The organism is Helcococcus bovis (genome assembly GCF_046035835.1).
GTDB classification, from domain to species: Bacteria; Bacillota; Clostridia; order Tissierellales; family Peptoniphilaceae; genus Helcococcus; species Helcococcus bovis.
Genome location: NZ_JBFNGB010000001.1, coordinates 19,871 through 39,360, shown reverse-complemented (window position 1 = coordinate 39,360; position 19,490 = coordinate 19,871). Strand labels below are relative to the sequence as shown.

The window sequence follows — 19,490 nt, the reverse complement described above, 5'->3', positions numbered from 1 at the left end:
CATGAAAACAGTTCAAGAAATATTAGAAGATAGAAGAAGGCAAAATGAAATCAATTTGGAAAATAGGATTGATGAAGTTAGAAAAAAAGTGCCTAGAATTATTGAAATTTCAAATGAAATAAAAATAAAAAATATCCAAAGAATTAATAATCTTATTGAAAAAAAATCATCTGACGATATATCGAAAGAGATTTCTAAATTGATTTCTGAAAAAAATATTTTGATGGAAAAAAATAATATTCCAAAAGATTATTTGGAAATGAAATATCATTGTGATATATGCCACGATACAGGAGTTAACGGAACTAGGATATGTGAATGTAGAAAAAAACTTGAAGTTCAAAAACTGTATAAAGATAGTGAAATTGAAGAAATCATAAGAGAAGAAAATTTTGATAATTTTAATTTGAATTTGTTTAGAAAAGATAGACAAAGTAATGAAAATATAAGTCCATATGAAAATATGAGGGACTTAAAAGAGCAATTTTATGATTATGCAGTTAATTTCAGCAGAGACTCTGTAAATTTATTTTTATTTGGTCCAGTAGGTACGGGTAAAACTTTTATGATTAATAGTATTGCGAAAGAAGTATTAGATAGAAATTTTTCAGTTGTATATCTTTCTGAATCAGATCTTGTTAATTTGATTTTAGAGTACAAATTTGCATTTTCCAATCAAAAATCAGATCTTTTGCCAAGGATAAATTCAATATATGATTGTGATTTACTTATAATTGATGATTTAGGTTCAAATAATATAAATGATAATACAAAGTCGGCTGTTTTCGAAGTGTTAAACAAAAGAATTGTAAAAAAACTTCCAGTAATTATATCATCAAATTTGGATACAGAAGATGTTAGATCCATATATGATACGAGAATCTCTTCACGTATCGTAGGAGAATTTTATCAAAAATATTTTTATGGAAATGATGTAAGGATAAAAAAATGAGTTATATCTTAAGGGATGAATTTACTAGATTAAAAAAGTATAATATTGAAGAACTTGGTATAAAACCTGAGATTATTATTGAAAATCAGGCATTGAAAGTGTTGAAAAATATCGATTTAATTAGAAGAAACACTTTTGCTATAGTTTGTGGACTTACAAATAATGGGGCTATCGGATTAGCAATTGCAAGAAATCTATTAGCACTCGGAAAACAAGTTGAAATTTATATTATCGATAATAAAGAAGGCATAACAGAAGATTTTGAATATCAATTTAACTTGGTGAAAAAACTAAATATTAAAATAAATGATCTTGAAACATTGGAAGAATTGCAAAATTTATCCAGTGACTTAAATAGAGTTAACACTATAATCGATGCAATTACAGGTTTGGAATATAAATTTATTTTCAATGGTACGACAGAATATATTATAGATACTATAAATAAATCAAGAATTTACACTATATCAGTAGATATTCCATCAGGATTGGATTCTGATGATGAAAATTCAAATCTAAAATGTATAGATTCAGATGTGATAGTTACATTTCATAAATTGAAAAAAGGATTAAATAAAAAACATAGAATTAATAATATAGAAATTATTGTGGAAAATATCGGATTATTTGAGAGAGGTAAAAATGTTAGATATTAAGCTTATCAGAAAAGATAAAGATAAAGTTATAGAAGGATTAAAAAAGAGAAATGGGGAATTTCCTATTCAAGAAATTATTGATCTAGATGAAGAAAGAAGAGCTTTAATTACAGAGGTAGAAGCTAAAAAAGCTGAACAAAATCAAGTTTCAAAATCAATTCCACAATTGAAAAAAGAAGGAAAAGATGTGGCTCCTATCTTTGCTCAAATGAAGGAATTGTCAGCAGAAGTTAAGGAAATGGACGAAAAAGTAAGAACTATAGATGCTGAAATTAGAAATAAATTATTATACATACCAAATATTCCAAATGAAGAAGTTCCTCTAGGAAAAGATGACAGTGATAATGTTGAAATTAGAAAATTTGGAGAACCAAGAAAATTTGAATTTGGACCAAAAGCTCACTGGGATTTAGGTGTTGATTTAGATATTTTAGATTTTGAAAGAGCTGCTAAGGTTACAGGTGCAAGATTTTCAATATTTAAGGGCTTAGGAGCAAGATTAGAAAGATCTATAGCTGCATTTATGCTTGCAACACATACTGAAGAATCAGGATATACTGAATTATCTGTTCCATATATGGTAAACAGAGACTCTATGATTGGTACAGGGCAATTGCCAAAATTTGAAGAAGACGCATTTTACTTACCAAGTAAAGATTTCTTCTTAGTTCCAACAGCTGAAGTTCCTGTAACAAATTACAGAAAAGAAGAAATTTTATCATACGAAGAATTACCAGTGAAATATACTGCATATACACCATGTTTTAGACAAGAAGCTGGTTCAGCAGGTAGAGATACAAGAGGTTTAATAAGAAATCATCAATTTGATAAAGTTGAATTGGTAAAATTAGCGAAACCAGAAGATTCATATGAAGAATTGGAAAAATTAACAGCAGATGCTGAAAAGATATTACAATTATTGAATATTCCATATAGAGTTGTGATGCTATCATCAGGAGATTTAGGATTTTCATCAGCTAAGACATATGACATTGAAGTATGGATGCCATCATATGGTAGATATGTTGAAATTTCATCATGTTCAAACTTTGAAGATTTTCAAGCTAGAAGAGCAAACTTGAGATATAGGGATGGAGAAGGAAAAGTAAACTTTGTTCATACATTAAATGGTTCAGGATTGGCTGTTGGTAGAACATTTGCAGCTATTTTGGAAAACTACCAAAATGAAGATGGTTCTATAACAATTCCTGAAGTTTTAAGATCATATATGAATAATAAAGAAAAAATTTCAAAATAGGAAGTTAAAGTGTCAGAAAATAAAAAAATTGTGTTAACTGGCGGTGGTACCACAGGCCATGTTTCAGTAAATTTAGCACTTATACCATTATTAAAAAAAGAAGGATGGGATATTTATTATATCGGATCTAAAAAAGGTATAGAAAGAGAACTGATTAAAGATATTGAAGGGGTAAAGTATATTCCAATTTCTACTGGAAAATTGAGAAGATTTATTTCATTTAGAAACTTTTTAGATATTTTCAAAGTTATGTGGGGAATATTACAATCTATATTTATAATATTTAAGATTAGACCATCGGTAATTTTTTCAAAAGGAGGATTTGTTTCTGTGCCAGTTATAGTTGGAGGATGGTTCAGCCGTGTACCTTCAATTGCACATGAATCAGATTTAACACCAGGACTGGCTAATAAATTAGTTCAACCATTTGTAAAAACTATATTTACAACATTCCCAGAAACAGAGAAATATATAAAATCTGGAAAAGGTAAGTTTTTAGGGCCGGTAATCAGGGAAGATTTGAAAAATGGAGATAAAGATTCAGCAAAAAAATGGTTAAACATAAATAATGATAAACCAACACTATTGGCTATGGGAGGCTCATTAGGAGCTGAATTTATAAATAAGACGATAATAGATAATTTAGATTATCTAACTTCTAAATACAATGTTATCCATGCAACTGGTAAAAATGGATATAACCCATCAATTCAACATGACGGATATTATCAATTTGAATATATTAAAGAAAATTTAAAAGATGTATTTGCTTTATCAGATATTGTTATTTCAAGATCTGGTTCAAATGCAATTTTTGAGTTTTTATACTATAAAATTCCTATGATTTTGATTCCATTACCAATGACTCAATCAAGGGGAGACCAAATTGATAATGCTAAATCATTTGAAAAAAATGGATTTGCTAAAATGATTATGGAAGAAGATTCAAATAGCGAGAAATTATTGAGTTTAGTAGATGAAATGTTTGCTGAAAAATTGGGATTTATTTCTAAAATGAATAATTTTAAATTTGATGAAAATGTATTAAAAATTTATAACAAGTTAAAAGAGATAAAAAAATAAATTAATTATAATAAATTATTGCAAAAAGGTTACAAAACATATATAATTGTTTTGATAAAACTTTAATTATAAATAATTATGAAAGAGGAGAAATGAAGAAAAAATATATAAAAAATATATGTATACTTTCATTATCCGCTGTAGTAACTGCTGGAGCACTATTTTTTCCTAAGTTATCTTCAGCCGATAGTGAGAGATATGTCGTAAATAGTAGAATAAGTGTTTATACAAATGCGTATGATGCAAAGACTAGAAAAAACTCTACAGGAAAGTGGGGAGCTGGAACATATTATGTTTATAGAAGATTTAATGGATCTATAAATATTACTGATGTACAAGGAGAACCAGGGGGATGGATTAATCCTGACGAAAATTCTCAAAGATCACAAAACACTCAAAATAATAAAAAAAGTGTTGTTTATACATCAAATCAAAAGGTAGTAGTGGCAAATAACGGAAAGATGTCATTGACAGCGAACACTCCAGTATACATATCATCCTATGATGCTAAAAATAAAGTAAATCAAAGAGGGACATTCTTCCCTGGAGATTACTATATTTATAGGGAATATGATGGAGCATTTAATTTATCTAAGACAAAAGGTGAACCAGGAGGTTGGATATACTTTGATAGTTCTATAAAACAAAGTGTAAGTAAACCAAGTAAGTTACCAGAAGTTAAAGAAACAATAAAAGAATCTAAAAAGAATATGGAAGTACATTCTAATAATAAAAAAGTGGAAGTTGCTAAAGCTAACGAATATGTATTAAAAGGAGATGTAAGAGGATTTATCTCATCATATGATGCTGTTAATGGATCAAATCCTGTTAATACTGTTAGAGCAGGTAAATACTTTGTATTTTCAAGATATAATGGAATGATAAATGTTACAACATCTAAAGATGTACCGGGATCATGGATTAATCCAAATCATGTAAAAGTTTCAAATGCTAAACCTGCACCAAAGCCAGCACCTAAACCAGAATCTAAAAAAAATAAAAAGAAACCAGAAATAGATATTGTTAAACCTGAAGAGAAATATCAAACTGATGTAAAAAATCTTTCAGATGAAGCTATGATTTTAGTGTTCAAGAAAAATAAAAAAGAAATTAAAGCAGTTGATATTTCTGAGTGGAATGGAGATACAATTTATTGGGACAAATTAAAAGCTAATGATATAAAAGGTGTTATAGTTAGAGGTGGATATAGTACAGATATCGATGCAAATGCAAGAAAAAATATAAGAGAAGCATTAAATCATGGATTACATGTAGGAGCTTATTGGGCAATGTATCCAATAAGTGAGGAAGAAGCTGTAAAAGAAGCTAGAACATTTAATAATTTAATGAGTGAATTTAAAGGAGAAATAGAACTTCCATTGTTTGCAGATTTTGAGTATTTTAGTGATAAATATGCTAATAGTCAGGGCGTTTACTTAAATAAGAAAACTCGAACAGATATCGTTATTAAATTTTTGGAAACATTAAAATCTTATGGATGGTACGTAGGAAATTATGCTAATGTAGATTATATGGAAAATTATTTTGAAGCAGATAGATTAGAGCATTATGATTTATGGTTAGCTGATTGGAGAATAAACCCATCTGAAAAATGGTTAGAAAAATCAGGAATTCATCAATATTCATCAGAGGGTGAAAAGGTTGGAAATGGATCTACATCAACAGATATGAACAAAATATTTTATGATTATCCATCTATTATAAAAAATCTAGGATTTAATGGATTTATTAGAAATGTAGACATCAATAAAATTAAGTCTCATAAACCAGAAACACCTAAAGCTGCTAAGAGTAAATCTGTGACAGATTTAGCTTATGAAGTATTAAATAACAAGTGGGGAGTATGGCCTGATAGACAGGTTAGACTTGAAAAAGCGGGATATAACTATCATGCAATTCAAGATAAAGTTAATGAAATTTTAGGATATTAATAATAAAAAATCCTTTGCCAAATGTCCATAAGTCACAAAATTAGTATTTTAATTAAATTAAGTTCTTTGTCAAATACCCATAGGGCACAAGTAGTGCTGGTAAAGAATTAAAGTAACATATTGAGAGAATTAGATAGTAAAATTTCTAATTCTCTTTTTTTTTAATTTCCTTTTAATTTTAGTATTTAGTAAAAAAGCTATTACAAAATAACATTTTTAATTATTTTGCAATAGCCATTATTATATTATAAATTAATATGATTTAGAACTTCAATAATTTCTTCCATTCTCATGGATCTTGAAGCTTTTACTAAAACAAGTGAATTTTTTGTAATCAAGAATTTAGCTTTATCTATTAGTTTATCTTTTGTATCAAAGTAAAATACACGATTACCATCAAAGTGTTTAATAGCTTCATCATAAATATTTTTACTTAATTTTCCATAAAGTAGTAAATAATCAACATTTTCAGGTGATATTTCTCTACCTATTTCTTTATGCAGTTCAACTTCGTTATCTCCAAGTTCTAACATATCCCCTAAAATAGCTATTTTTCTAGAATATCCAGTTAATAAATTAGCTGTCTCCAATGCACTTCTTAAAGATTGAGGATTGGATTTATAGCTGTCGTTTAGTATGTCAAATCCCTTACATGGTATTAATTCTGATCTCATTTTTGTGATTTCTTTTTTTCCTAAAGCATCAATAATAGTTTGTTTGTTAACATCGAAAAGTCTACCTATTATTATTGCGATGGTTGAATTAAGAATTTGATGACTTCCTATTAGTGGAATATTAAATACATATCCATTTATATTAAATACACTTCCATTTTTATTTGATTCAATAATTTTAATGACAAAATCTGAATCTTCTCTAGTGCCAAAACTAATAGTTTTTTGCTTTATATTAATAGATTTTACTTTTTCTCTTAAAATATCATCATCATTATTGTATATGAAAATACCATCTTCTTTTAATCCATCAATTATGTGAAGTTTTTCTTCTGCGATGTTTTCTTTAGTTTTAAGTTGTTCTAAATGAGAATCACCAATATTTGTAATTATTGCTATATCCGGTTTTGCCATATTGGAAAGTACTTCTATTTGACCGAAACCATCTGTTCCCATTTCTACAACCCCAACATCGGTATGCTTATCAAATCTTAATAATGTTCTAGGTACACCGATATGATTATTTAAGTTTCCAATAGTTTTCTTTACGATTAAATCTTTTTCTAAGACACTTGATATTAAATCTTTAGTTGTAGTTTTACCGTTTGATCCTGTAATAGCGATTATTTTTAATTTATCTAAACCTTTTACATAATTTGTTGCTAAATCTATAAATGCTTGATTTGTGTTGTTAACCCAAATTATTGGTTTATTGTTTGGATTATCATATTCTCCATATTTAGAAAATGTAGCGGCAGCACCTTTGTTAAAAGCTTCATCAATAAATACGTGACCATCAAATTTTTCACCAATAATTGGCATATACATATCATCTTGCTCAATAGTTCTTGTGTCTATTGAAACTAAATCAATATTTGTATCTCCAAATTTTAAATCATTTAATGTTCCACCACAAAGGGAAGCAATTTCATTTAATTTTAAATTAAGCATTTTTTGACTCCTCTAAGGCTAAATTTATAAGAATATCTAAAAATTCAGAGTAAGTTGTGCGATCTGTAACTTCCCATAAACCTGCTGATAAGGATGTTGGAGTCATACCAGGGAATGAATTTATTTCATTAACATAGAAATCATGATTTTCATCCATGAAGATATCTACTCTAGCAAATCCTTTACATCCTGTTACTATATAAGCGTCTATTGCTAATTGTCTAACTTTATCTTCATCAGATTTTGGTAATTTATGAGGTACATTTATAACTAGATTTTTATCTAAATATTTTGCTGTATAGTCAAAAAGATCTCTTTCTGTATAATATGATCCTGGAAGAGATGCTTTAGGTTCTCCATTTCCAATTACAGAAATTTCCAATTCTACACCAATTTTTGCTTCTTCAACAAGAACTTTATTATCATACTTAAATGCTTCTTCAATTGCTTCTATTATATTATCTATATTTGCTTTTGAAACACCAATTGATGATCCATTGCTTGCAGGTTTTACATATACATTTTCTCCACAAGTATCAAAAATATTTGATAATAGGGAAGATTTGTCTTCATATCTTAAATATCTATTTTTTGTAACTAAATAATACTTTGCTTGAGGAATATTATTTAATTCAAAAATATCATTTGTAAGAGATTTATCGAAACAAACTGCTGATGAGGCAATTCCATTTCCTACATAATTTAATCCTAATGTTTGTAAAAATCCTTGTATTTGACCATCTTCACCAGTTGTTCCGTGAATACATGGAATGATTAAAGGATTATCTAATTTGTTTATATAAGTTAAAAAATTTATAATTGATTCATTTTTGTTTAATTTTGTATCAGTTTTAATATCTTCTGAGTCAATGATATCTTCAGTATATTCGCCGATTGGCACGAATTTTCCGTCTTTAGTAATATATGTATAACTTACATTATATTTTTGTTTGTCTAGATGGTTAATAATAGATCTTGCAGATCTAAGAGAAATGTCGTGTTCACTACTTTCGCCACCACATAGAATATGAATATCCACTGTTCCCCCTAAATTTTTTCATAATATATAAATATACTATAAAAGAGGTAATTAGGCAACTATGCCCAATTACCATCCTTAAATACTTGTACTTCAGTACCGTCTTTTTTCTTTCCAACGATATTTAAATCTTTTGTACCAACCATGAAATCAACGTGAATGATTGATTGGTTTACGCTATTTTTTTCTAATTCTTCAGGAGTCATATCATTTCCGCCTTTAATTGTTGTGGGATATGCTGCACCTAAAGCTAAGTGGCATGATGCATTTTCATCAAATAGTGTATTAAAGAATAAAATATTTGAATTTGAGATAGGGCTACCAAATGGAACTAAAGCAACTTCGCCTAGTCTTCTTGATCTATCTTCATCTTGATTTAATAATTCTTCTAAAGCTTGTCTTCCCACTTTAGCATCAAAGTCAACAACTACACCATCCTTAAATTCTACCCAAAATTCATCGATGATGTTTCCATTATTTGCTAAAGGTTTTGATGAAAATATTTTTCCATCAACTTTATCTCTCATTGGCATTGTGTAAACTTCTTCAGTTGGCATGTTTGGTAAAAATGCTTCGCCTTTTGCGTTTTGAGTTGAAGCTGCTCTCCAAATATGTCCATTTGGTAAACCGATTGTTAAGTTTGTACCATTTGAAGCTGTATAGTGTAAAGATTCAAAATCCATTTTATTTAACCAATCAGCTTTAGCTGTTAGATTTGAAATATTATCTTTCCATGATTGAACAGGATCTTCTTTATTAACTCTTGTTGTTTCAAAAATTGCTTCCCATAGTTCAGAAATAGGATCTTCACTATTTGGAAATACTTTTTTTGCCCAACCTTCTGTTGGAGCTGAAATAATTGTCCATGATGTGATATCATTCATTCTATATTTTTTCAAGTCATTCATTTTTGTGCTTAAAGCATTTGCTACAGCATGAATTTTTTTAGGATCGATATCTTTTAATAATTCAGGATTTACTCCACGAATAAATAATTGTTTTACACCATTTTTCAATAATGTTTCAGCTTTTTCATAATCATAGTCTGCAACTTCTTGTAAATCTTCAGTTGTTCTATATGTGTAATCCATTAATTTTTTAGCATCATCTTCCCATTCAACGATAACTTTATGAGCTCCAGCTGCATAAGCTTCTCTTACAACTTCTCTGGCTAAATCTGCTCTATCAACTGGAACATAGATTTGAACAGTATCTCCAGGTAAAACATTTAAGCCAACTTTTATGGATAATTCTGCTAATTTTGCTATTTTTTCTTGTAAATTCATAATTCCTCCAAACTAAGCCCAGTTTCCGTTTTTGAAAACATCAACTTTGTTTCCATCGTGTTTAATTCCAACTATATCTAAATCTTTAGTACCAACCATAAAATCTTCATGAACTAGTGCGTCATTTACTCCATGTTCTGCTAATTCTTCATCTGACATATTTTCACCATTTTTAATTGTAGTAGGATATGCCTTACCGAATGCTAAATGACATGATGCATTTTCATCAAATAGTGTATTGTAGAATAAAATATTTGAATTTGAGATAGGGCTGTCAAAAGGAACTAAAGCTACTTCACCTAGATATCTACCTCTTTCATCTTTTTCAAAAATAGAAGATAATGTCTCCTTTCCAACTTTTGCATCAAAATCAACAACTCTACCATTTTCAAATTTTAACCAAAATTCATCGATTACATTTCCGTTGTAAACTAATGGTTTTGAAGAATATACAACACCATTTACACCGTCTTTATGAGGAAGAGTAAATACTTCTTCAGTTGGCATATTTGGTACAAATCTTTCACCTCTTGCATTTGTACTCGAAGCAGCAGTCCAAATGTGACCTTCTGGTAGTTCTATTTGTAGGTCTGTACCATTTGATGCTTTATATTGTAAATATTTGAAGTTTTGTTCATTTAACCAATTAGCTTTTGTTAGTAATGTTTCCAAGTGATTTTCCCAAGCTTCTACAGGATTATCTAAATAAACTCTAGTTGTCTTAAAAATTGCATCCCATAAATCTTTTTGAGGATCTTCACTATTTGGAAAAACTTTTTTTGCCCATGCTTCAGTTGGTACGGAAACTACAGTCCATGAGTTGATGTCATTCATGGAATATTTTCTTAAAGGTTGAAACTTTTCAGATTGAGCTTTTGAATATCTCATTAATTTTTCAGGATCTATTCCTTTTAATAATTCTGGATCTTCGGCACTAATAGCAATTCTTTTTTGTCCTCTCACTGCATATGATTCCATTCTGTCATAAACATATTGAGGGATATTTTCTAGCACTTCTATAGGTGAATGTTCTAATGATAATCTTGAAATTTGTCCATCAACCCAATTTATCACAACTTCCTTTGCACCAGCCTTATACGCGCTTTCTGTAAGCATCCTTGCAAACTCAGCTCTTTCAACTGGACATCCGATAGAAATGATGTCTCCTTTTCCTACATTTGCTCCGACTTTTATTATTAATTCAGCATATTTTTTTAAATTTTCATTGAAATTCATAATTCCTCCAATTTTTCATATTAAATTTATTATAGCACTAATTGAAACAATTTTCGAATATTGATAATATATATGCTGTGTGATAAAATTAGAGATAATAATGCCTGAAAATAGGCGAATTTTACGGCCAATAAATATAAATTTGGTGACTAAAATGAATGGAGAAAATTATGAATGATTTAAAGAAGAAAATTCAACATTGGCAATTTATCAATTTTGGATTGCTATTATTTGATATAGCTGCTATTCAATTTGGTTTCTTATTTGCTTTAATGTTGAGATTTGATTTTAGTTATACAACAATACCAAGTATATATATTAAAAATTATATGGAAATGACACCGTATTATACGGTAATTACTTTAATAGTTTTTTATATATTAAAAATGTATAAAAGTCTATGGAGATTTGCAAGTGTTCCAGAACTATTTAAGGGAATATATTCATTTTTCATTACAACTGCTATACATTATGTTATAGCTTTGATATTCAAATTTAGAATGCCTGCATCATATTTTATAGTTGGTGGATTAGTTCAATTTTTAATGGTAACAGGAGTGAGATTTGCATACAAAATTTATTTAATTTTGATTACAAATAGAATTGATTCAGTTTCTGAAAAATTAATAAATAACGTGTTGATTGTTGGTGCTGGAGAAGCGGGGAGAATGATCGCACATGATATAAGAAATTATGAAAAAGAAAAATATATTGTTAAAGGTTTTATAGATGATAACCCAAATAAATGGGGAAGATATATTTTAAGTATACCAATTTTAGGAAATAGAGATACGATACTTTCAAATTCAGTAAAATACAAAATAGATACTATTATAATAGCTATCCCTTCAGCAAGTATTGAAATGAGACAAGATATTATAAATATTGCTAAGGAAACAGGTGCAAAATTAAAGATAATACCTTCTATTCCAGATTTGTTGGATAGTAACAATGTAACTATGAAGCAATTAAAAGATGTTCAAATAGAAGACCTTTTAGAAAGAGATTCTATAAAAATTAACACAGCTGCTACAATGAGAAATATTTCAGGAAAAGTAGTTTTAGTTACAGGTGGAGGAGGAACTATTGGTAGTGAACTTTCAAGACAGATAGCTCAAAATAATCCAAAACAATTAATTCTATTTGATATTTATGAAAATAATACATATGAAATTGAACAAGAATTAAGAAGAAAATACAAAGATCTTAATTTAGTTGCTGTTATAGGTTCAGTTAGAGAGCAAAAAAGATTGGACGATGTATTTAATCAATATAGACCTAATATTGTTTATCATGCAGCAGCACACAAGCACGTTCCTTTAATGGAAGTAAGTCCAAATGAAGCTATAAAAAATAATATTTATGGAACATTTAATACAGCATACGCTGCATTAAGATATAATGTTGAAAAATTTATTTTAATCAGTACGGATAAAGCTGTAAATCCTACAAGCGTTATGGGCACAACAAAAAGAGTTTGCGAAATGATAATTCAAAGTATGGACTATGTTATAAGAAACAAAGATTTATCAAAACTGCCAAAACTTGATATAATTAATCAAGGTAAATTGAGAGATTTTGATTGTAAATTTGTAACTAACTTCGTTGCTGTTAGATTTGGAAATGTTTTAGGAAGTAATGGTTCAGTTATTCCATTATTCAAAAAACAAATTGCAGAAGGTGGACCAGTTACTGTAACTCATAAAGATATCATTAGATATTTTATGACAATTTCAGAAGCTGTAGGATTAGTAATAGAAGCTGGATTCTATGCTAAAGGTGGAGAAATATTTGTACTAGATATGGGAGAGCCAGTAAAAATTGATACATTAGCAAGAAACTTAATAAAACTTTCAGGATATGTTCCAGATCAAGATATAAGAATAGAATATACAGGATTACGTCCAGGTGAAAAATTATATGAAGAAAAATTAATGTCAGAAGAAGGATTGAGAAAGACTGAAAATCAATTAATTCATATTGCTCAACCAATAGATTTTGATAATGAGATATTTTTCAATAATTTAATTTCTATGCAAAATCCTGCATCAAAAAATGATGTAACAAATGTATTAAAATATTTAAGCACAATTGTACCGACATATCATTCATCAGAGTCGGATTTATTAAATAATAAAGAAAAATTTGAACAGTTATATAAAACATCTAAATAAAAATAGAAAGGTAGATTAATGTCAGTATTATTAACAGGAGGAGCTGGATATATAGGCTCACATATAGCAGTGGAATTGCTATCACAAGGTAAAGATGTTGTGATTTTTGATAATTTTTCAAACGCATCAAAAAATGTAATTGAAAGAATAAAAAAAATTTCAGGAAAAAATGTAAAAGTATATGAAGGTGATATTAGATTATCTCAAGATTTAGAAGAAGTTTTTGATAATGAAGAGATTGAAGCGGTAATCCATTTAGCTGGATTAAAAGCTGTAGGAGAATCAGTAGAAAAACCTTTAGAATATTATGATAATAATATTTCAGGCACATTAGTTCTTTTAGATACAATGAAAAAATATGATGTGAAAAATATTATATTTTCATCATCAGCAACAGTATATGCTGCAAATAATGGTAAGCCATTTAGTGAAAATGATGAAAAGGGAAGACCAACCAATCCATATGGATGGTCAAAATGGTTTATTGAACAGATTTTAGAAGATTTACACACTTGTGATAATTCATGGAATATAGTAATATTTAGATACTTCAATCCAATTGGAGCTCATAGTTCAGGAATGATCGGTGAAGATCCAAAAGGTATTCCAAACAATTTACTTCCTTACGTAAATAAAGTAGCAGTGGGATTATTACCTAAGCTTATGATTTTTGGAGATGATTATAATACTAAAGATGGCACAGGAGTTAGAGACTATATTCATGTTGTAGATTTAGCTAAAGGACATACTTTAGGATTAGATGTATTGAAACAAAATAATGGAGTATCCATATATAATTTAGGTAGAGGAAATGGAAGTTCAGTTTTAGATATAGTAAATACTTTTGAAAAAGTTACAGGTGTAAAAATAAACTATGAAATTGGGACAAGAAGAGACGGAGATATTGATACTTCAATTTGTGATGCAAGTAAAGCTAATAATGAACTAGGTTGGACAGCTCAATTTGATTTAGCAAAAGCAATTGAAGATGGTTGGAATTGGCAATCAAATAATCCAAATGGGTATGAAGAAAATTAATTAATATAAGAGGAAAAATGAAAAAGTTAAATGTACAGTTTTCACCACCAGATATTTCTGAAAAAGAAATTGAACAAGTGGTAGAAGCATTAAAATCAGGCTGGATTACAACTGGTCCAAAGACAAAAGAATTTGAAAGAAGAATTGCATCTTATTGTGGTACAAATAAAGCTGTTGCATTAAATTCTCAAACCGCAGCAGCAGAGTTAACGCTTAGAGTTTTAGGTGTTGGACCAGGGGATGAAGTTATAACATCAGCATATACATATACAGCAACAGCTTCTGTAATAGATCACGTTGGTGCAAAAATTGTTATGGTTGATACACAAAAAGATTCTTTAGAAATGGATTATGATGCTTTAGAAAAAGCAATCACAGAAAAAACTAAAGTAGTTATACCTATTGATATTGCAGGTATTCCTTGTGATTATGATAAGATTTATGAAATTTTAGAACGTAAAAAATCTTTATATAGTCCATCAAATGATATTCAATCAAAATTTGATAGGGTAATTGTTGTAGCAGATTCAGCACATGGATTTGGATCAGAATATAAAGGTAAAAAATCTGGTTCATTAGCTGATTTTACAACATTTTCTTTCCATGCAGTTAAAAACTTGACTACAGCAGAAGGTGGAGCGGTTACATGGAAGGATGTTGAAGGTCTAGATAATGAGACATTATATAAACAATATCAACTATATTCATTACATGGACAATCAAAAGATGCATTAGCAAAAACTCAACTAGGAGCATGGGAATATGATGTAATGGGTCCATGGTATAAATGTAATCTAACAGATATAGCTTCTGGAATAGGACTAGCTCAATTAGATAGATATGAAGATATGATTGAAAGAAGACACTTTATCATGTTAAAATATAAAGAATCATGTGATAAATTAGGAGTGAAGGTATTAAATCATAAGGACGACATTAAGAAATCATCAGGACACTTATATATCACAATGGTTCCAAATATTACATTAGAACAAAGAAACGAAATTATTATAAAAATGGCAGAAGAAGGTGTTTCATGCAATGTTCATTATAAACCACTTCCGCTATTAACTGCTTATAAAAATTTAGGATTTGACATAAAAGATTATCCAAATGCTTATAATCAATTTGTTGGCGAAATAACATTGCCTCTTCATACAAAACTTACAGACGAAGAAGTAGAATATGTTATTGAAAAATATACAGAAATTCTAAAAGAATATTTATAATCAGGGGTAAATATGAAATTAAAAAAATGGGATGATTTACCAGATAATTTTAAAAATAATCAAGTAAAAGTTTATTATGAAATATTAGAAGAAAAAACATTTAGCTTGATTATTAAGAGATTATTTGATATAGTTCTTTCTTCATTACTAATATTTTTATTATCTCCAGTTATTTTAATTTTATCTATTTGGATAAAATTAGATTCAGAAGGTGAAATATTTTTTAGGCAAGAAAGAGTAACTCAATATGGAGAAATTTTTAGAATTTTTAAGTTTAGAACAATGGTAAAAGATGCAAATAAAATTGGTAGCCAAGTAACCGTTTCTAATGATGCTAGAATAACCAAAGTAGGAAGGTTTATAAGAAAAGTTAGATTAGATGAAATACCTCAACTTATAAATGTTTTTTTAGGTGATATGACTTTTGTAGGCACAAGACCGGAAGTTCAAAAATATGTTGATCATTATACACCTGAAATGATGGCTACACTATTGTTACCAGCAGGCATCACATCTGAAGCTAGTATCAATTATAAAGATGAAGAAAAGATATTAACAGAAAATAAAAATGTTGATGAAACTTATGTTAATATCATTTTGCCAGAAAAAATGAAATATAATTTGGAAAGTATGAAAAAGGAATCTTTTTTATATGATATATCAATAATGTTTAAGACATTTATTGGGGTGTTGAAGTAGATGTTTATGTAATATGAAAGGGAATAAAATGAGTAAAAATATAGCTATAATAATTGCGGGTGGCTCAGGAAGTAGAATGGGACAAGATATCCCAAAACAATTTATTAATGTATATGATAAACCAATATTGATATATACATTGGAAAGTTTTGAAAGACATCCATTAATTGATGCAATAGAAGTTGTGTGTATAGATGGATGGGAACAAGTTTTACAATCATATGCTAAGCAATTTAATATTACTAAGCTAAAATGGATTGTAAAAGGTGGATCTACAGGACAAGAATCAATTAGAAATGGTGTTTACAATTTAGAAAATCATGTTAATGCTGATGATAATATTATTATTCATGATGGAATAAGACCATTAGTTGATGATGCAGTTTTATCAGATGTTATTTCTAAATGTGATAAATATGGAAATTCTGTTACTTCTATGCCATACAATGAACAAATTTTTGTTATTGACGATGAAATTTCAACAGTTAAGTATATACCAAGAGAAACATTAAAGAGAGTATCTACTCCTCAAGCATATAAATTTGACTTATTATTTGATAAGTATCATGAAGCGTTTGAAAAAGAGATAGGAATATATGGTTCTCATTATGTTAATACAATGATGGTTGAATTAGGTGTTAGACTATATTTTGCAGCAGGTTCTGATAAAAATATTAAGTTAACCACTAAAGATGATTTAGAAATGTTTAAAGCTCATTTAAAAGCTGATAAAAATAATTGGTTGAAATAGAGGAATTTATGAATTTATTAAATAATAAAATGTATATCGAAGATTTACAATATGTATCTAATCTTGATTTACCTTGGGAAAAATTAAATAATAGTTCTATATTAATTTCAGGGGCAACTGGATTAATAGGAAGTTTTTTAATAGATGTTATAATGTTTAAAAACAAAGTTGATAGTTTAAATTGTAAAGTATATGCATTAGGTAGAAATGAAAAAAGAGCTAAAGAAAGATTTTCTTATGTAGAAGATCAAAGTCTTTTTGAATTTGTTCAATATGATATTAATAAACCATTAATTAGAGATGATATTGGTGAAGTTGGATATGTATTGCATTTAGCAAGTAATACTCATCCTATACAATATGCTACAGATCCAATAGGTACAATAACTACAAATGTATTTGGAACTTATAACATGTTAGAATTTGCATATATTCACAAAGCAAAAAGATCTTTATTTACATCTTCTAATGAAATTTATGGTGAAAATAGAGGAGATGTTGAAAAATTTGAAGAAACATATTGTGGATATATTGATTCAAATACATTAAGAGCGGGGTATCCTGAAAGTAAAAGAGTCAGTGAAGCTTTATGTCAAGCTTATATAACACAAAAAGATATGGATATTGTTGTTCCAAGACCAACTAGATCATACGGACCAACATTATTAAAGACAGACACTAAGGCTTTAAGTCAATTTTTAAATAAAGGAATATCTAGAGAAGATATAGTTTTGAAAAGTGAAGGAACACAGTATTATTCTTATTGTTATGTTTCAGATACTGTTTCAGGACTTTTAACAATAATGTTAAAAGGGGAAAAAGGTAAAGCTTATAATATAGCTCATGAAGATTCAGATATAATGCTAAAAGATTTAGCTAAAATAATTGCTGATTATGTTGGAACTAAAGTTGTTTTTGAAATACCAGATGCTATAGAAGCTTCTGGATATAGCAAAGCAACTAAAGCTAGATTAGATGGAACTAAGTTAGAAAATTTAGGATGGAAACCAAAATATAGTATAAAAGAAGGTATAGAGAGAACTATAGACATATTATCTTATAATCATTAATAATATAATGATTATAATTTTATTTATAAATAAAATTATAAAATAATATGTTTTATTATTTAAGGTTATTATGAATAAAAATTTAAAAACAGAATTAATACTAAGATTGCTTTTTATTTTAGCATCTATTTTTAGTATGAGTTCATTATTATATCAAAAGGTAGACTTTTTTTATAAAATCATTACTGTATTAAATTTAATAAATCTAATATTAATTTTTGCTCTGAAAATAAAAAACAATTACTGGGATAAAAATTTTATTTATCTGCTTTCTATTTTGTTAGGTACTAATATAGTGTCTACTATTGTAAATAGTGGATCAAATTTTATAGATAATAGTATTCATATTGCATTTATGACAGTATATTGTTTTATGATGGGAATTTATTCACCTAAGACTCAGCAAAAATTATTTAAATTAATAACTTATGTAGTACAAATAGTTGCTTTATTATCAGCTATTTTTACTATGTTAATTTTAATTTTTAGATTTTCATTTGTGTTGTCATTTAAGAGTACATTATCCTATTATGGGGTAATGAACAATAGAATATGGGGTGCTATAAATCCAAATATTAGTGCAATATTTTGTTATATAAGTATTATAACAGCGCTGTTATATCTATATAAATATAAAGGTGACTATAAGATTAACAAATTTTTAAAAATAAATATAATAATTCAATTTATACATTTTTCTTTACAACAAAGTAGAGGAGCTATATTAAGTATGCTCGTAATGATAATTTTGTATTCCATTTTTATTTCAAATGATAGAAGGCTAAAAATAATATTTGCAAAATTATGTATTTACACTATTGGTTTTATTATATCGGTTTTGGCAATTAATTACACTGCGAGTCTTTATATTAATACTTTTAATGTGAAGAAAGTATATGTAAATAAAGACTCTAAACCTTTTATAGCAAATAAAACAAAAGAATTAGAAAGTAAAAATACAGATCCTAATTTAGGTATAAGACTAGGGGATTCAACATCGAGTGGAAGAATTGATATATGGAAAAAAGCAATTGAAATGGCAAAACAAAAGCCAATTTTTGGATATGGAATTAATAATATTCAATTATATTATCCTATGTATTTTAGTGAAAATGTTATATATAATTCATTAAAAGGTGGTAGTTTCCATAATATATTTTTGACTGTCTTAGTAGTTGGTGGAGTTATTAATTTAATTTCTTTCACAGCTTTGATAGGATATATTTCATATAGATTTTTAAAATATTTAATTTATGGAAGAAGTAAATATATTAAATTATTAAATATATTATTCTTTGGAATGATGTTTGGAGAATTATTTGAAAGTTTAATATTATACTCAACTAATTTCATAAGTATATTCTTTTGGACAATAGCAGGATATGGATTATTCTTGATAAATAAAGAAAACTATTTGATAACTCATGAAGAGTAAGGAGAAA

16 protein-coding genes are annotated in these 19,490 nt (G+C 27.9%); 12 read left to right on the top strand and 4 right to left on the bottom strand.

The annotated features are described in order from the left end of the window. The first annotated feature begins 1 nt into the window (after position 1). The 5 genes from ABGF48_RS00175 to ABGF48_RS00155 all read left to right on the top strand — a co-directional run bounded on the left by ABGF48_RS00175 (position 2) and on the right by ABGF48_RS00155 (position 5,901). On the top strand, positions 2–952 hold the full coding sequence (locus ABGF48_RS00175; protein WP_408104339.1) for an ATP-binding protein: 951 nt from the start codon (positions 2–4) through the stop codon (positions 950–952). Continuing rightward, on the top strand, positions 949–1,608 hold the full coding sequence (locus ABGF48_RS00170; RefSeq protein ID WP_408104338.1) for an NAD(P)H-hydrate epimerase: 660 nt from the start codon (positions 949–951) through the stop codon (positions 1,606–1,608). Before ABGF48_RS00175 ends, ABGF48_RS00170 begins: the two co-directional genes overlap by 4 nt. Further along, on the top strand, positions 1,595–2,866 hold the full coding sequence (gene serS / locus ABGF48_RS00165; protein WP_408104337.1) for a serine--tRNA ligase: 1,272 nt from the start codon (positions 1,595–1,597) through the stop codon (positions 2,864–2,866). Before ABGF48_RS00170 ends, serS begins: the two co-directional genes overlap by 14 nt. Before the next feature lie 9 nt (positions 2,867–2,875). After that, a complete protein-coding gene (locus ABGF48_RS00160; protein WP_408104336.1) occupies positions 2,876–3,949 on the top strand; it encodes an undecaprenyldiphospho-muramoylpentapeptide beta-N-acetylglucosaminyltransferase in 1,074 nt (357 codons plus the stop codon). A gap of 92 nt (positions 3,950–4,041) precedes the next feature. Next, positions 4,042–5,901, top strand: coding sequence for a GH25 family lysozyme (locus ABGF48_RS00155; protein WP_408104335.1), 1,860 nt, complete (start codon positions 4,042–4,044; stop codon positions 5,899–5,901). A gap of 245 nt (positions 5,902–6,146) precedes the next feature. Here ABGF48_RS00155 and ABGF48_RS00150 read toward each other — a convergent pair whose 3' ends face one another. Genes ABGF48_RS00150 through ABGF48_RS00135 form a run of 4 tightly spaced genes read right to left on the bottom strand, consistent with a single transcriptional unit; the run spans position 6,147 to position 11,087 of the window. Next, positions 6,147–7,526, bottom strand: coding sequence for a UDP-N-acetylmuramoyl-tripeptide--D-alanyl-D-alanine ligase (locus tag ABGF48_RS00150; RefSeq protein ID WP_408104334.1), 1,380 nt, complete (start codon positions 7,524–7,526; stop codon positions 6,147–6,149). Then, entirely contained in the window at positions 7,519–8,565 is a 1,047-nt protein-coding gene (locus tag ABGF48_RS00145; protein ID WP_408104333.1) for a D-alanine--D-alanine ligase family protein, read from the bottom strand. Before ABGF48_RS00145 ends, ABGF48_RS00150 begins: the two co-directional genes overlap by 8 nt. A gap of 59 nt (positions 8,566–8,624) precedes the next feature. Further along, positions 8,625–9,851 (bottom strand): aminopeptidase, encoded by a 1,227-nt coding sequence (locus ABGF48_RS00140; RefSeq protein ID WP_408104332.1) that lies wholly within the window; start codon positions 9,849–9,851, stop codon positions 8,625–8,627. Positions 9,852–9,863: 12 nt separating this feature from the next. Continuing rightward, positions 9,864–11,087 carry an aminopeptidase gene (locus ABGF48_RS00135; RefSeq protein ID WP_408104331.1) on the bottom strand — a complete coding sequence of 408 codons (1,224 nt, stop codon included), beginning with the start codon at positions 11,085–11,087 and terminating at the stop codon, positions 9,864–9,866. 170 nt (positions 11,088–11,257) lie between these two features. Between ABGF48_RS00135 and ABGF48_RS00130 the strand changes: the two genes are divergently transcribed. The 7 genes from ABGF48_RS00130 to ABGF48_RS00100 all read left to right on the top strand — a co-directional run bounded on the left by ABGF48_RS00130 (position 11,258) and on the right by ABGF48_RS00100 (position 19,483). Beyond that, positions 11,258–13,261 carry a polysaccharide biosynthesis protein gene (locus tag ABGF48_RS00130; RefSeq protein ID WP_408104330.1) on the top strand — a complete coding sequence of 668 codons (2,004 nt, stop codon included), beginning with the start codon at positions 11,258–11,260 and terminating at the stop codon, positions 13,259–13,261. Positions 13,262–13,279: 18 nt separating this feature from the next. Beyond that, on the top strand, positions 13,280–14,299 hold the full coding sequence (galE, locus tag ABGF48_RS00125) for a UDP-glucose 4-epimerase GalE (RefSeq protein WP_408104329.1): 1,020 nt from the start codon (positions 13,280–13,282) through the stop codon (positions 14,297–14,299). A gap of 17 nt (positions 14,300–14,316) precedes the next feature. After that, positions 14,317–15,528 carry a DegT/DnrJ/EryC1/StrS family aminotransferase gene (locus ABGF48_RS00120; protein ID WP_408104328.1) on the top strand — a complete coding sequence of 404 codons (1,212 nt, stop codon included), beginning with the start codon at positions 14,317–14,319 and terminating at the stop codon, positions 15,526–15,528. A gap of 12 nt (positions 15,529–15,540) precedes the next feature. Beyond that, complete coding sequence (locus tag ABGF48_RS00115) at positions 15,541–16,227, top strand: sugar transferase (protein WP_408104327.1); 687 nt, start codon at positions 15,541–15,543, stop codon at positions 16,225–16,227. Between the two features lie 28 nt (positions 16,228–16,255). After that, a complete protein-coding gene (locus ABGF48_RS00110; RefSeq protein WP_408104326.1) occupies positions 16,256–16,978 on the top strand; it encodes an IspD/TarI family cytidylyltransferase in 723 nt (240 codons plus the stop codon). An 8-nt stretch (positions 16,979–16,986) separates the two neighbouring features. After that, positions 16,987–18,048, top strand: coding sequence for an NAD-dependent epimerase/dehydratase family protein (locus tag ABGF48_RS00105; RefSeq protein ID WP_408104325.1), 1,062 nt, complete (start codon positions 16,987–16,989; stop codon positions 18,046–18,048). 70 nt (positions 18,049–18,118) lie between these two features. Beyond that, positions 18,119–19,483, top strand: a complete 1,365-nt coding sequence (locus ABGF48_RS00100) for an O-antigen ligase family protein (protein ID WP_408104324.1) — start codon at positions 18,119–18,121, stop codon at positions 19,481–19,483. Positions 19,484–19,490 lie beyond the last annotated feature (7 nt).